The sequence below is a fragment of the Streptomyces sp. NPDC041122 genome (assembly GCF_055592445.1).
In genome coordinates this window covers 345,826-358,835 of record NZ_JBVIYQ010000001.1, presented here as the reverse complement: position 1 = coordinate 358,835, position 13,010 = coordinate 345,826, and the positions used below count along the sequence as shown (strand labels likewise).

Sequence of the window (13,010 nt, the reverse complement as noted above, 5' to 3'; positions counted from 1 at the left end):
AAGACCGAGTGGCAAGTCTGTGTTCTTCCGGGGTACATCCCCGGTACCCCGGGCAAGGAGGCATCAAGTGGTCGACGCGGATCAGACGTTCGTCATTGTCGGAGGAGGGCTGGCCGGCGCCAAGGCGGCCGAGACGCTCCGCTCCGAAGGGTTCACCGGACGGGTGATCCTCATCGGTGACGAGCGCGACCACCCGTACGAGCGTCCGCCCCTGTCCAAGGGCTATCTCCTCGGCAAGGAGGAGCGCGACAGCGTCTTCGTCCACGAACCGGGGTGGTACGCGCAGGCCGACGTCGAACTGCACCTCGGCCAGACCGTCGTCGCCATCGACCGCGCCGCCAAGAACGTGCGCCTGGGCGACGGCACCGTCATCCGCTACGACAAGCTCCTGCTCGTCACCGGCGCCGAGCCGCGTCGTCTGGACGTCCCCGGCACCGACCTCGCGGGCGTTCACCACCTGCGCCGTCTGGCCCACGCCGACCGGCTCCGCAACGTCCTGGCCTCGCTCGGCAGGGACAACGGCCACCTGGTCGTCGCGGGCGCCGGCTGGATCGGCCTGGAGATCGCCGCGGCCGCCCGTGAGTACGGCGCGGAGGTCACCGTCGTCGAGCCGGAGCCGACCCCGCTGCACGCCGTCCTCGGCCCCGAGGTCGGCCAGATGTTCGCCGACCTGCACGCCGAGCACGGCGTCCGCTTCCACTTCGGCGCGAAGCTCACCGAGATCACCGGCCAGGACGGCATGGTCCTCGCCGCCCGCACGGACGACGGCGAGGAGCACCCGGCGCACGACGTGCTCGCGGCGATCGGCGCGGCCCCCCGCACGGCCCTCGCCGAGTCCGCGGGCCTGGAGCTGGCCGACCGCGCGGACGGCGGCGGCATTGCCGTCGACGCCTCCCTGCGCACCTCCGACCCCGACATCTACGCGGCGGGCGACGTGGCCTCCGTGCGCCACGCGCTCTTCGGTACCAGCCTGCGCGTGGAGCACTGGGCCAACGCCCTCAACGGCGGCCCGGCGGCGGCCCGCGCGATGCTCGGCCAGGACGTCGGCTACGACCGCGTGCCCTACTTCTTCTCCGACCAGTACGACGTCGGCCTGGAGTACTCCGGCTGGGCGCCCCCGGGCACGTACGACCAAGTGGTGGTCCGCGGCGACACGGGCAAGCGCGAGTTCATCGCCTTCTGGCTGCGCGACGGCCAGGTCCTCGCGGGCATGAACGTGAATGTGTGGGACGTCACGGAGCCGATCCAGCAGCTGATCCGCGAGGGCGCGCGACCCGGCACCGACGCCCTCGCGGACCCGTCGACCCCTCTGGCGTCGCTCCTGGGGTGACCGGCCGGGCAGGAGTGTCACAGGCGCCCCGTAGTATTCCTACGTGGCAGGCAGGATCAATGACGAAGACGTGAAGGCGGTTCGGGACGCGGTCCCGATCGACGCCGTGGTCTCCGACTACCTCCAGCTGCGCAACGCCGGGGGCGGAAACCTCAAGGGCCTGTGCCCCTTCCACGACGAGAAGTCCCCGTCCTTCCAGGTCAGCCCGAGCAAGGGTCTCTTCCACTGCTTCGGCTGCCAGGAAGGCGGCGACACGATCGCCTTCGTGATGAAGATCGACCACCTCACCTTCTCGGAGACGGTCGAGCGCCTCGCCGCCCAGGCGGGCATCACGCTGCGCTACGAGGAGGGCGGGTACAACCCCGCCCACCAGCGCGGCGAGCGCATCCGCCTGGTCGAGGCCCACAAGATCGCCGCGCAGTTCTACGTGGACCAGCTGGAGAGCCCCGAGGCCGAGATCGGCCGCAAGTTCCTCGCCGAGCGCGGCTTCGACCAGGCCGCCGCCGCGCACTTCGGCGTGGGCTACAGCCCCGCGGGCTGGGACCACCTCACCCGCTATCTGCGCGGCAAGGGCTTCACCGACAAGGAGCTGACCCTCTCCGGCATCTCCCAGGAGGGCCGCCGCGGCCCCATCGACCGCTTCCGCGGCCGCCTGATGTGGCCCATCCGCGACATCGGCGGCGACGTGGTCGGCTTCGGCGCCCGCAAGCTCCGCGACGACGACAACGGCCCGAAGTACCTGAACACGCCCGAGACGGCGATCTACAAGAAGTCCCAGGTCCTGTACGGCATCGACCTCGCCAAGAAGGAGATCGCCAAGTCCAGCCGCGCGGTGGTCGTCGAGGGATACACCGACGTGATGGCCTGCCACCTCGCGGGCATCACCACCGCCATCGCGACCTGCGGCACCGCCTTCGGCGGCGACCACATCAAGATCCTCCGCCGCCTCCTGATGGACAACGGCTCGGCCCGGGTGATCTTCACCTTCGACGGTGACGCGGCCGGCCAGAAGGCCGCCCTGCGCGCCTTCGAGGACGACCAGAAGTTCGCCGCCGAGACCTACATCGCCATCGCCCCCGACGGCATGGACCCCTGCGAGCTGCGCCTGGCCAAGGGCGACGCGGCCGTCGCCGACCTGGTCGAACCACGCACCCCGCTCTTCGAGTTCGCGCTGCGCCAGATCGTCGCCCGGTACGACCTGGAGACCCCCGCGGGCCGCGCCGCCGCCCTGGACGAGGCCGGCCCCGTCGTCGCCCGCATCAAGAACAGCGGCGCGCAGCACGAGGTCGCCGTCCAGCTCGCCGGCATGCTCGGCATCCTCGACACCCAGTTCGTCGTCAAGCGCGTCGCCCAGCTGGCCCGCTGGGCCCGCGACCGCGGCGGCCGGGGCCCCGCCCCGGCCCCCCAGCGCCACGCACCGGCGTACGAAAGCGCACCCCAGGGCTTCAGCGGCCCCGCGCTCAACCTCCGCAGCCCCGCCCACCGCACCGAGCGGGAGCTGCTCAAACTCGCCTTGCAGTACCCGCAGTTGGTCTCCCCGGCCTTCGACGCGTACGGCCTGGACGAGTTCACCGCCCCGCCCTACGCCGCGGTGCGCCGCGCCATCGAGGAGGCGGGCGGCGCGGAGCAGGGCGCGCAGGACCCCCAGGAGTACCTCGTGCGCGTCCGCGAGGCCGCGCCCGACGACGCGGTCCGCTCCATGGTCACCGAGCTCGCCGTCGAGGCGATCCTGCGCAAGACGGTCGACGAGATGTACGCGGGCATCCAGCTCGTCCAGGTGCGGCTGCGCGCCGTCGACCGCCGCATCCGCGACGTCCAGGGCAGCCTCGCCCGGCTCGGCGCGGGCGGCGACCCGCAGCATCTGGTCGCCGTCCAGAACGAGTTGTGGGTCCTGCAGCAGTACGGCCAGGCGCTGCGCGAGCGGGGCGCGGACGCGCTCTGAGGGCGCCTTCGCGGGCCCCGGGGGGATTCGACCGGGGCCCAGGGGTTACCCGCCGGGTAACCACGCGGTCACGGACCGGACTCAAAAAGTCACCGCACGCCCCTCGTGGCGGCCGTGTGTCGTGCCCCACACTGGGTTCCGGTGCCTGAGTCCTCGGAGCGCGGCCGACCCGCAGACAGCGGGTCCGACACCCCCGCGGTTCCACACATCGTGTCCGGGACGGACAGCGGCGAGGCCGTCGTCCCTCTCCCGTTGCCGCACGCCTCAGCTGCGATCACCCTGGAGGTCGCCCCCGTGCAGACCCAGACCCTCACCCAGACCGACACCGCCGCGCGCGCGGATGCGGAATCCGGCGTCCTGGAGTCGGTGCCACCGCAGAGCCGCGGGAGCCGGCATCCGGAGGCGCCGGGCACACCGGACACGGCGACGACACCGGACGCGGCGACCGCACCGGACACGAACGTCGCAGCCCCCGAGACCCCCGAAACTCCCGAAGCCCAGGACGCCCCCGAGGCGCTGGAGCCGGAGACCCTCGATCTGCCCACCCCGCGCAGCCGCGCCGACGCCGGCGGCCCCTCGTCCGACCTGTTCCGCCAGTACCTGCGCGAGATCGGACGGATCCCGCTGCTCACCGCGGCGGAGGAGGTCGAGCTGGCCCGGGCCGTCGAGGCCGGTCTCTTCGCCGAGGAGAAGCTGAGCAACACCCCCGACCTCGACTCCCAACTCGCCCTGGACCTCGACAAGCTGGTCGTCCTCGGCCGGATGGCCAAGCGCCGCCTCATCGAGGCCAACCTGCGCCTGGTCGTCTCCGTCGCCAAGCGGTACGTGGGCCGCGGCCTGACCATGCTCGACCTGGTCCAGGAGGGGAACCTCGGCCTGATCAGGGCCGTCGAGAAGTTCGACTACGCCCGCGGCTACAAGTTCTCGACGTACGCGACCTGGTGGATCCGTCAGGCCATGTCCCGCGCCCTCGCGGACCAGGCCCGCACCATCCGCGTGCCGGTGCACGTCGTGGAGCTCATCAACCGCGTCGTCCGCGTCCAGCGCCGCATGCTCCAGGAGCGCGGGTACGAACCCACGCCCGAGGAGGTCGCCGCCCATCTGGACCTGGCGCCCGAGCGCGTCAGCGAGGTGCTGCGCCTGGCGCAGGAACCCGTCTCGCTGCACGCGCCCGTCGGCGAGGAGGACGACGTCGCGCTCGGCGACCTCATCGAGGACGGCGACGCGACGAGCCCGGTGGAATCGGCGGCGTTCCTGCTGCTCCGCGAGCACCTGGAGGCGGTCCTGTCCACGCTCGGCGAGCGCGAGCGCAAGGTCGTCCAGCTCCGCTACGGCCTCGCGGACGGCCGCCCCCGCACCCTGGAGGAGATCGGCCGGATCTTCGGCGTGACCCGCGAACGCATCCGCCAGATCGAGTCCAAGACCCTCAACAAACTCCGCGACCACGCCTTCGCGGACCAGCTGCGGGGCTACCTGGACTGAGGGGCGCCCCCTGAGGGACGCCCCGACACCAGCCCCGTTTCCGGCCCCGTCTCCGGCTCCGGGCCTAGTCGACCTCGGCGACCGCCTGCGCGAACTGGGCCGCGTACAGCCGCGCGTAGGCGCCCTCGGCCGCCAGCAGCGCGTCATGCGTGCCCTGTTCCACGATCGAGCCGTTCTCCATCACCAGGATGGTGTCCGCGTCACGGATCGTGGAGAGCCGGTGCGCGATGACGAAGGACGTGCGCCCGTGCGCGAGTCGCGCCATCGCCTTCTGGATGAGCACCTCGGTACGGGTGTCGACGGAGCTCGTCGCCTCGTCGAGCACCAGGATCACCGGGTCGGACAGGAACGCCCGCGCGATGGTGATGAGCTGCTTCTCGCCGGCGCTCACGCCCGTGCCGTCGTCGTCGATCACGGTGTCGTACCCGTCGGGCAGCGTCCGCACGAAACGGTCGGCGTGGGCGGCGCGCGCCGCCTCCTCGACCTCCTCGCGCGTGACGTCCTTCGACGCGCCGTACGCGATGTTCTCCGCGATGGTGCCGCCGAACAGCCAGGTGTCCTGGAGCACCATGCCGATCCCGGTGCGCAGCTCGTCCCGGGACATCCCGGCGATGTCGACGCCGTCCAGGGTGATGCGGCCGCCCGTCACCTCGTAGAACCGCATGAGCAGGTTGACCAGCGTGGTCTTGCCGGCGCCCGTCGGTCCGACGATGGCGACCGTGTGACCGGGCTCCACCACCAGCGACAGGTCCTCGATGAGCGGCTTGTCCGCCTCGTAGCGGAAGGACACGTGCTCCATCCCGACCCGGCCCTCCAGGCGGTCGGGACGCTCGCCCGGCACCGGGTCGGCCTCCTGCTCGTCGGCGTCGAGGATCTCGAAGACCCGCTCGGCCGACGCGACGCCCGACTGCACGAGGTTGGCCATCGAGGCGACCTGCGTCAGCGGCATCGAGAACTGCCGCGAGTACTGGATGAACGCCTGCACGTCACCGATGGACAGCGACCCGGAGGCCACCCGCAGGCCGCCCACCACGGCGACCAGCACGTAGTTCAGGTTCGAGATGAAGAACATCAGCGGCTGCATGACACCGCTGTTGAACTGGGCCTTGAACCCGGCCTCGTAGAGCTGCTCGTTCTGCTCGCGGAAGGCCTCGGCGGACTCCTCCTGGCGGCCGAACACCTTTACCAGGGCATGCCCGGTGTACATCTCCTCGACGTGGGCGTTGAGCTTGCCGGTGGTCTTCCACTGCTGCACGAACTGCGGCTGCGACCGCTTGCCGACCTTCGTCGCCACGAAGAACGACAGCGGCACGGTGACCAGCGCGACCAGGGCGAGCAGCGGGGACACCCAGAACATCATCACCAGCACGCCGATGATGGTCAGCAGCGAGTTGATGAGCTGCCCCATCGTCTGCTGCAGCGTCTGGTTGATGTTGTCGAGGTCGTTCGTCGCGCGGCTCAGCACCTCGCCGCGCTGGCGCTTGTCGAAGTACGACAGCGGAAGCCGCGACAGCTTCGACTGGACCTCGGCGCGCATCCGGAAGACGGTCTTGTTGATGACCCGGTTCGAGAGCCGGGTCGCCACGGCCATCAGCAGGCCCGCGATGAGGAAGGTGCCGAGTGCGAGCAGCAGGACCTCGCCCACCGCGCCGAAGTCGATGCCCTCGCCGGGGGTGAAGTCGACGCCGGAGAGCATGTCGGCCATGCCGCCCTCGCCCTTGGCGCGCAGGGCGTCCAGGGCCTGCTCCTTCGTCGTCCCCGCGGGCATGTCACGGCCCACGATGCCCGCGAAGAGCAGGTCGGTCGCGCGGCCGAGGATCTTCGGGCCGAGCACGGAGAGCGCGACGCTCACGACGGCGGCCGCGAGCAGCGCGTACATCGTGGCGCGCTCGGGCCTGAACTGCGCGAGCAGCCGCTTGCCGGACCCCTTGAAGTTCATCGACCGGGAGTCGGGGCCCATCATGGGCCCGCCCATACCACCTGGGGGCATTACGCGGCCTCCGCTTCCGTCAGCTGGGAGAGCACGATCTCCCGGTAGGTCTCGTTGCTCTCCATCAGTTCGTGATGGCGGCCCGTGCCCACCACCCGGCCCTCGTCGAGGACCACGATGCGGTCGGCGTCCCGGATGGTCGACACCCGCTGGGCGACGATGACGACGGTCGCCTCGGAGGTCTCGCGGCCCAGCGCGGCCCGCAGCGCCGCGTCGGTGGCGTAGTCGAGCGCGGAGAAGGAGTCGTCGAAGAGGTAGATCTCCGGGCGCTGCACGAGCGTGCGCGCGATGGACAGGCGCTGGCGCTGGCCGCCGGAGACATTGGTGCCGCCCTGCGAGATGGGCGCGTCCAGGCCCTCCTCCAGGCCCTCGACGAACTCCTTGGCCTGCGCGACCTCCAGCGCGTGCCAGAGCTCCTCGTCGGTGGCGTCGGGGTTGCCGTAGCGCAGGTTGGTGGCGACGGTGCCGGCGAACAGGTACGGCTTCTGCGGTACGAGGCTGACGGTCCGTGCCAGCAGCGCGGGCTCGATGGTGCTCACGTCCACGCCGCCGACCAGCACCTCGCCCTCGGTGGCGTCGATCAGCCGGGGCACGAGACTGAGCAGCGTCGACTTGCCGCTGCCGGTCGACCCGATCACCGCGGTCGTCTCGCCGGGCCGGGCGACCAGATGGACGGACCTGAGGACGGGCTCCTCGGCGCCGGGGTAGCGGAAGCCCGCGTCCCGGATCTCCAGGTGGCCGTGGCTGCGCAGTTCGCGCACCGGGGCGGCCGGGGGCACCACGCTGCTGTCGGTGTCCAGGACCTCCTCGATGCGCTCGGCACAGACCTCCGCGCGCGGCACCATCATGAACATGAAGGTGGCCATCATCACGGACATCACGATCTGCATCAGATAGGCGAGGAACGCGGTGAGCGCGCCGATCTGCATGCCGCCGCTGTCGATGCGGTGGGCGCCGAACCACACCACCGCGATCGAGGAGAGGTTCACGACGGTCATCACGATCGGGAACATCAGCGCGAGCAGCCTGCCGGTGCCGAGCGAGACCTCGGTCAGCTCGGCGTTGGCGCCGCGGAAGCGCTCCTTCTCGTAGGTGTCGCGCACGAAGGCGCGGATCACGCGGTTGCCGGTGATCTGCTCGCGCAGCACGCGGTTCACCGTGTCGAGCCGCTCCTGCATGGTGCGGAACAGCGGCCGCAGCCGCCGCACGATCAGGCTCACGCTGATGCCGAGGACGGGCACGACGGCGAGCAGGACCCCGGAGAGCGGTACGTCCAGGCCGAGCGCCATCACGATGCCGCCCACGCACATGATGGGCGCCGACACCATCAGCGTGAACGACATCAGGACCAGCATCTGCACCTGCTGGACGTCGTTGGTGGTCCGGGTGATCAGGGAGGGGGCGCCGAACTGGCCCACCTCCCGCGCGGAGAAGGACTGCACGCGGTCGAAGACGGCGGCCCGCACGTCCCGGCCGACCGCCGCGGCGGTCCGCGCGCCGAAGTAGACGGCTCCGACGTTGCAGACCATCTGCACGACGGTGACGGCGATCATGATGGCGCCGAAGGTGAGGATGTAGCCCGTGTCTCCCTCGACGACACCGTTGTCGATGATGTCGGCGTTCAGGGAGGGCAGGTAGAGCGCGGCGCAGGTCTGCAGGAACTGCAGCAGCACCAGCAGGGCGATGGGTTTCTGGTACGGACGCAGGTACGTCCGCAGGAGTCTTATGAGCACGCTCGGTCTCTCGAGGAGTCGGGTGTCGGCAGGATGGGCGAGGTGGCCCTCAATCCTGCGACACCCGACCCGTGCGTGTGCAACCGATTAACCCATGACCGGGTCAAATTTCAGCCCGGGTAAAGAAGTGGGCCCACTTAAGGATCTTCGTGCGGCCCTTCGCTGCGGAGGGTCAGGAGGCGAAGGCCCCCGGATGGGACTGCTCGCGCACCGTCGCGTACTGCTGGCGCACCGCCTGCCCCACCGCGAGCTCCTCGCCCGGCTCGAAGACCTGCGCCGCCGCCCCCTGCCAGTACGGCAGCTGACCGGTCAGTGCCCAGGCCGCCTGCCGGGCCGCGCCGATCGCCGCGTAGTCCGCGGGCTGCGGCACCACGACCTGCGTACCGAACAGCATCGGCGCGGCGGCCTGGACGGCGGGCAGCTCGGCGGCCGCGCCCAGCAGGAAGACCCGGCGGACCTCGACCCCGCGCCCGCGCAGCACGTCGAGCGCGTCGCCGAGCCCGCACAGCATCCCCTCGAAGGCGGCCCGCGCCAGGTGCTCGGGCTTCATCGACTCGCGCCGCAGCCCGGTGAGCGTGCCCGCCGCGTGCGGCAGGTTCGGCGTCTTCTCGCCCTCCAGGTAGGGCAGCAGGACGAGCCCGTGCGCGCCCGGCGTGGACTTCATGGCGAGCGCGGAGAGCTCCTCCAGGTCGGTCACCCCGAGCATCTCGCCCGTGCCGCGCAGGACCCGTACGGCGTTCATCGTGTGGACCACCGGCAGATGCAGTCCCGTGGCGTCCGCCAGTGAGGTGATGATCCCCCGCGCGTCGACGAGCGCCTCGTGGTGCACGGCCATCACCGAGCCCGACGCCCCGAGCGACACCACGGCATCACCCTGCTGCACCCCGAGCCCGAAGGCCGCCGCCATCGTCTCGCCGGTGCCCGCGGATATCAGCAGCCCCTCGGGGGTGGTGCCCGCGGCCTCGGCGGGGCCGATCACCTCGGGGAGCATCGCCTGGTGGCCCAGGGCCAGTTCGACGAGATCGGGGCGGTACGTGCCGGTCGCGGCGGACCAGTAACCGGTGCCCGAGGCCCCGCCGCGGTCGGTCGTCCGGCGGGCGGGCCGGCCGAGCAGCTGCCAGACGAGCCAGTCGGGGGCCTGCATGAGCGCGGAGACCCGCCGCGCGGCGTCCGGCTCGGTCTTCGCCAGCCAGCGCAGCTTCGTCACGGGCTCCGCGGACCGGGGCACGCACCCCACGGCCTGCGCCCACGCCTCGCGGCCACCGAGCCGGTCGATGAGGTCGACGGCGGCGACCTGGGTCCGTCGGTCGTTGCCGACGAGAGCGGGCCGCACGGTGTTGCCGTGCTGGTCGAGCGGTACGAGGGCGTTCTGCTGGGCCGATACGCCGATGGCCTGCACGCCCTCCAGCAGCCCGCCGCCCGCGGCCTCGCCGAGGGAGAGCAGCCACGCCTGTGGATCGACGTCGGACGGCCGCGAGCCGCCCTCGCCGCTCTCCAGCGGATGCGGGGCATAGCCCTGCTTGAGTACGGCGCCCGTGTCCGTGTCACAGACCACGATGCGCGTGAAATCGGGCGAACTGTCCAACCCTGCGACTATCCCCATGAGGGAATTCTGCCGCACCGCGGGGTGTGGCCCGTACCCGTGTCCCGTACCTGTGTTCGCTCTCCGGAATCTGCCGCGGCATACGGAACGCGCCGCCCCGCTTCCTCGGCGGGGCGGCGCGCCCTGGGACTGCCGGGCCCCGTCAGGTGTTGCTGGTGCCCCAGTCGTCCCCGGCCCCGGCCTGTCCGCGCTGCTCGCGCAGGGAGCGGACCCGGCCGGCGACCGAGTCGGGCATCCGGTCCCCGACCTTCTCGGAGACCGAGTGGAGGGCCTTGCCCGCGACCTCACGTCCCTGCTGGGTCGCGGACTCGACGGTGTTGCGCACGGCCGGGTTCTGCGAGATCTCGCGGGCGGACTTCTTCAACTGCTCGTAGCGCTCGCGTCCGGCCCGGGTCCCGAGCACGTACCCGAGGGCCAGTCCCACCACGAATGTGAGCCGGTACCGCATGGCTGCCACCCTTCTCTTGCGTCGTCCGCTGCATCGGCTGCGCACGTGCGTCGCTCTGCTGTCACTGTCTGCCGTCACGGTGCTGGCGCTCGCCGCTGATCGCTCCAGGGATACCGGTCGATCGCCCCGGGGGATACCGATTGGCGGAGCACCCCCCTGCTTGCGCTAATGTATGTGTCGCAGCGAGCGCCCGCCGCCCGGAGAGTTCCCAGGTAGGTGCGTTCGATGCAACGAGACGATCCCCTGTAGCTCAATTGGCAGAGCAGCCGGCTGTTAACCGGCAGGTTACTGGTTCGAGTCCAGTCGGGGGAGCTCGGTCTCCTGTAGCTCAATTGGCAGAGCAGCCGGCTGTTAACCGGCAGGTTACTGGTTCGAGTCCAGTCGGGAGAGCTGTACGAAGGACCCCTGAGGACCCCCTCGGGGGTCCTTTTTCGTGCCCGTTCGTGCGCGCTTCGCATCTCTTTCGCGCCTGGTGGAACCATGCGGGCAGCACGGAGGTCCTCATGGTCGAGCGATGCCGACCATCCGAAGCAGGAGATCGTATGAGCGGCTATGCTGCGGCAGACGGCGCGCACAAATGTGCGCGACGCGCCGTTAGGGGCGGTAGCTCAGCCGGTTAGAGCAGCGGACTCATAATCCGTCGGCCGTGGGTTCGAGTCCCACCCGCCCCACCACAGCGCCAGGGCGCAGGAACGATTCCACCTGCGTCAACCGCGCAAACCTCCGGGTGGCGTCCGTTCGGGTGGCACGCCAGTGATCGGTAGCTGGCCCCCCTGCTGGCCCGAGAAGCAAACGACCAAGACGTGCAGCGGCCCCGGCTGGGGGCAGGGGCAGTCCGAACTCGGCGAATTGCCCATGCGCCACACGCAACGGTTGCGGTTGCGGCACTTCCTCCGGGCGCACTCCGCGCCCTGCCTCGGCTGACCGCGGGCATGGCGAAAGAGCCCCCACCGCCCGAAGGTGGGCCCACCGCAGCTCTCGATCACGTAGGGCGTCGTCGGCGGTGTCTGGTCGAGGCCGCTGATGTGATGGCTCGATGGCCTCGACCGTGTCCCGAGACGCGCCTGGGCAATTGGAGGTTTCTCCAGAGAGAGGGGCGTGCGGGCGCACCTGCCATGGGGCATCCATCTCAACTTTTACAAATGCGAGCCCATCAGCCGTATCTTGGCGCACATGCAGTCCTACACAATCGGGCAGGCCGCCCGTCTGCTCGGGGTCAGTCCTGATACCGCCCGGCGGTGGGCCGATGCCGGGCGGGTCGTCACGCATCGCGATGAAGCCGGGCGGCGGCTCATCGACGGGCGGGACCTCGCCGCGTTCTCCGTCGAGCTCGCGCAGAACGGTGGTGCCGGGGAGGAAGACGTCTCGTACACCACCGCCCGCAACGCCTTTCCCGGCATCGTCACCGCCGTGAAGCTCGGTGACGTCGCCGCTCAGGTGGAGATCCAGGCCGGGCCCCACCGGCTGGTCTCGCTGCTCACCCGGGAGGCCGTCGAGGAACTCGGCCTGGAGGTCGGCGTCGAGGCCACCGCCCGTGTGAAGTCCACCAACGTGCACATCGACCGCGCCTGAGGCCGGTCGCGCCTCCGCCGATTCTCCATTCTCGATTCCCGATCGCCGTCCCCCGTCCCCCGTCTCCCTCTCTCTACCCATCCGCCAGGAGCCCGCTCATGTCCCCGCAGCTCTCCGCCCGTACCGTCCGCCGTACCGCCGCCGCCGTCGTCACCGCCGCCATGCTCGTGCCCCTCGCCGCCTGTAGCAGTGATGACGACGGTGACGGGAAGAAGGAGGGCGGCAGCGGCAAGGACGTGAAGCTCACCGTTCTCGCCGCCTCCTCCCTCACCGACGTCTTCGCCACCGCCGAGAAGCGGTACGAGAAGGAGCACCCCGGCACCGACATCACCGTCTCCGCCGCCGGGTCGCAGGAGCTTGCCGCGCAGGTGAAGCAGGGGTCGCCCGCCGACGTCCTCGTCACCGCCGACACCAAGACCATGGACGGGCTCAAGGGGGAGACGGGCAAGCCCGACATCATCGCCAAGAACCGTCTCGTCATCGCCACCCGCGAGGGCAACCCCGAGAAGGTCACCTCGCTCAAGGACCTCTCCGACAGCAAGCTGAAGGTCGTTCTCGCCGACGACACCGTGCCCGTGGGGCGGTACAGCAAGCAGGTCCTCGACGCCCAGAAGATCTCCGTGAAGCCGGTCTCCAAGGAGGCCAACGTCCGCTCCGTGCTAAGCAAGGTCGAGCTCGGTGAGGCCGACGCCGGCATCGTCTACAAGACCGACGCCGCCACCGCGACCGACAAGGTCGACGCCGTCGACATCCCCGACGCGCAGAACGCCGTCGCCTCCTACCCGGCCGCGACCCTCAAGGGGTCGAAGAATGGTGCTGCCGCCGCCGCGTTCGTGAAGTGGCTCAGCACGCCCGAAGCGCAGAAGATCCTTCGGGACGCGGGCTTCCAGAAGCCGTAGCCGCCACCCCG

Annotated in this window: 9 protein-coding genes and 3 tRNA genes; 8 read left to right on the top strand and 4 right to left on the bottom strand. The window is 70.6% G+C overall.

Annotated elements, in window-relative coordinates:
* Positions 1–67: 67 nt before the first annotated feature.
* From ACZ6B8_RS01545 to ACZ6B8_RS01535, 3 genes are all read left to right on the top strand, one after another.
* A complete protein-coding gene (locus ACZ6B8_RS01545; RefSeq protein ID WP_471074396.1) occupies positions 68–1,330 on the top strand; it encodes an NAD(P)/FAD-dependent oxidoreductase in 1,263 nt (420 codons plus the stop codon).
* A 43-nt stretch (positions 1,331–1,373) separates the two neighbouring features.
* A complete protein-coding gene (dnaG, locus tag ACZ6B8_RS01540) occupies positions 1,374–3,272 on the top strand; it encodes a DNA primase (RefSeq protein ID WP_471074399.1) in 1,899 nt (632 codons plus the stop codon).
* Between the two features lie 141 nt (positions 3,273–3,413).
* Positions 3,414–4,754, top strand: coding sequence for an RNA polymerase sigma factor (locus ACZ6B8_RS01535; RefSeq protein ID WP_471605949.1), 1,341 nt, complete (start codon positions 3,414–3,416; stop codon positions 4,752–4,754).
* 64 nt (positions 4,755–4,818) lie between these two features.
* Here the strand turns inward: ACZ6B8_RS01535 and ACZ6B8_RS01530 are convergent, their stop codons facing one another.
* From ACZ6B8_RS01530 to ACZ6B8_RS01515, 4 genes are all read right to left on the bottom strand, one after another.
* Positions 4,819–6,744, bottom strand: coding sequence for an ABC transporter ATP-binding protein (locus ACZ6B8_RS01530; protein WP_471074405.1), 1,926 nt, complete (start codon positions 6,742–6,744; stop codon positions 4,819–4,821).
* On the bottom strand, positions 6,744–8,477 hold the full coding sequence (locus tag ACZ6B8_RS01525; RefSeq protein ID WP_471605948.1) for an ABC transporter ATP-binding protein: 1,734 nt from the start codon (positions 8,475–8,477) through the stop codon (positions 6,744–6,746). Before ACZ6B8_RS01525 ends, ACZ6B8_RS01530 begins: the two co-directional genes overlap by 1 nt.
* Positions 8,478–8,649: 172 nt before the next feature.
* Complete coding sequence (locus ACZ6B8_RS01520) at positions 8,650–10,080, bottom strand: FGGY family carbohydrate kinase (protein ID WP_471074411.1); 1,431 nt, start codon at positions 10,078–10,080, stop codon at positions 8,650–8,652.
* Positions 10,081–10,222: 142 nt separating this feature from the next.
* The gene (locus ACZ6B8_RS01515; RefSeq protein ID WP_471074414.1) at positions 10,223–10,528 is read right to left on the bottom strand and encodes a YtxH domain-containing protein; all 306 of its coding nucleotides are present in this window, start codon (positions 10,526–10,528) and stop codon (positions 10,223–10,225) included.
* A gap of 239 nt (positions 10,529–10,767) precedes the next feature.
* Between ACZ6B8_RS01515 and ACZ6B8_RS01510 the strand changes: the two genes are divergently transcribed.
* The 5 genes from ACZ6B8_RS01510 (at position 10,768) to modA (ending at position 12,999) form a co-directional block, all read left to right on the top strand.
* A tRNA-Asn gene (locus ACZ6B8_RS01510) sits at positions 10,768–10,840 on the top strand.
* A 5-nt stretch (positions 10,841–10,845) separates the two neighbouring features.
* Positions 10,846–10,918: transfer RNA gene (locus ACZ6B8_RS01505), tRNA-Asn, on the top strand.
* A 207-nt stretch (positions 10,919–11,125) separates the two neighbouring features.
* Positions 11,126–11,202: transfer RNA gene (locus ACZ6B8_RS01500), tRNA-Ile, on the top strand.
* Between the two features lie 499 nt (positions 11,203–11,701).
* Entirely contained in the window at positions 11,702–12,100 is a 399-nt protein-coding gene (locus ACZ6B8_RS01495; protein ID WP_471605947.1) for a TOBE domain-containing protein, read from the top strand.
* Positions 12,101–12,198: 98 nt separating this feature from the next.
* Entirely contained in the window at positions 12,199–12,999 is an 801-nt protein-coding gene (modA, locus tag ACZ6B8_RS01490; RefSeq protein WP_471605946.1) for a molybdate ABC transporter substrate-binding protein, read from the top strand.
* Positions 13,000–13,010: the final 11 nt, after the last annotated feature.

What these genes read in the sequence shown, in the direction of transcription:
- ACZ6B8_RS01515 (WP_471074414.1), bottom strand. Translation starts at nt 10,528, where the DNA reads ATGCGGTACCGGCTCACATTCGTGGTGGGACTGGCCCTCGGGTACGTG.
- ACZ6B8_RS01495 (WP_471605947.1), top strand. Translation starts at nt 11,702, where the DNA reads ATGCAGTCCTACACAATCGGGCAGGCCGCCCGTCTGCTCGGGGTCAGT.
- ACZ6B8_RS01530 (WP_471074405.1), bottom strand. Translation starts at nt 6,744, where the DNA reads ATGCCCCCAGGTGGTATGGGCGGGCCCATGATGGGCCCCGACTCCCGG.
- ACZ6B8_RS01520 (WP_471074411.1), bottom strand. Translation starts at nt 10,080, where the DNA reads ATGGGGATAGTCGCAGGGTTGGACAGTTCGCCCGATTTCACGCGCATC.
- modA (WP_471605946.1), top strand. Translation starts at nt 12,199, where the DNA reads ATGTCCCCGCAGCTCTCCGCCCGTACCGTCCGCCGTACCGCCGCCGCC.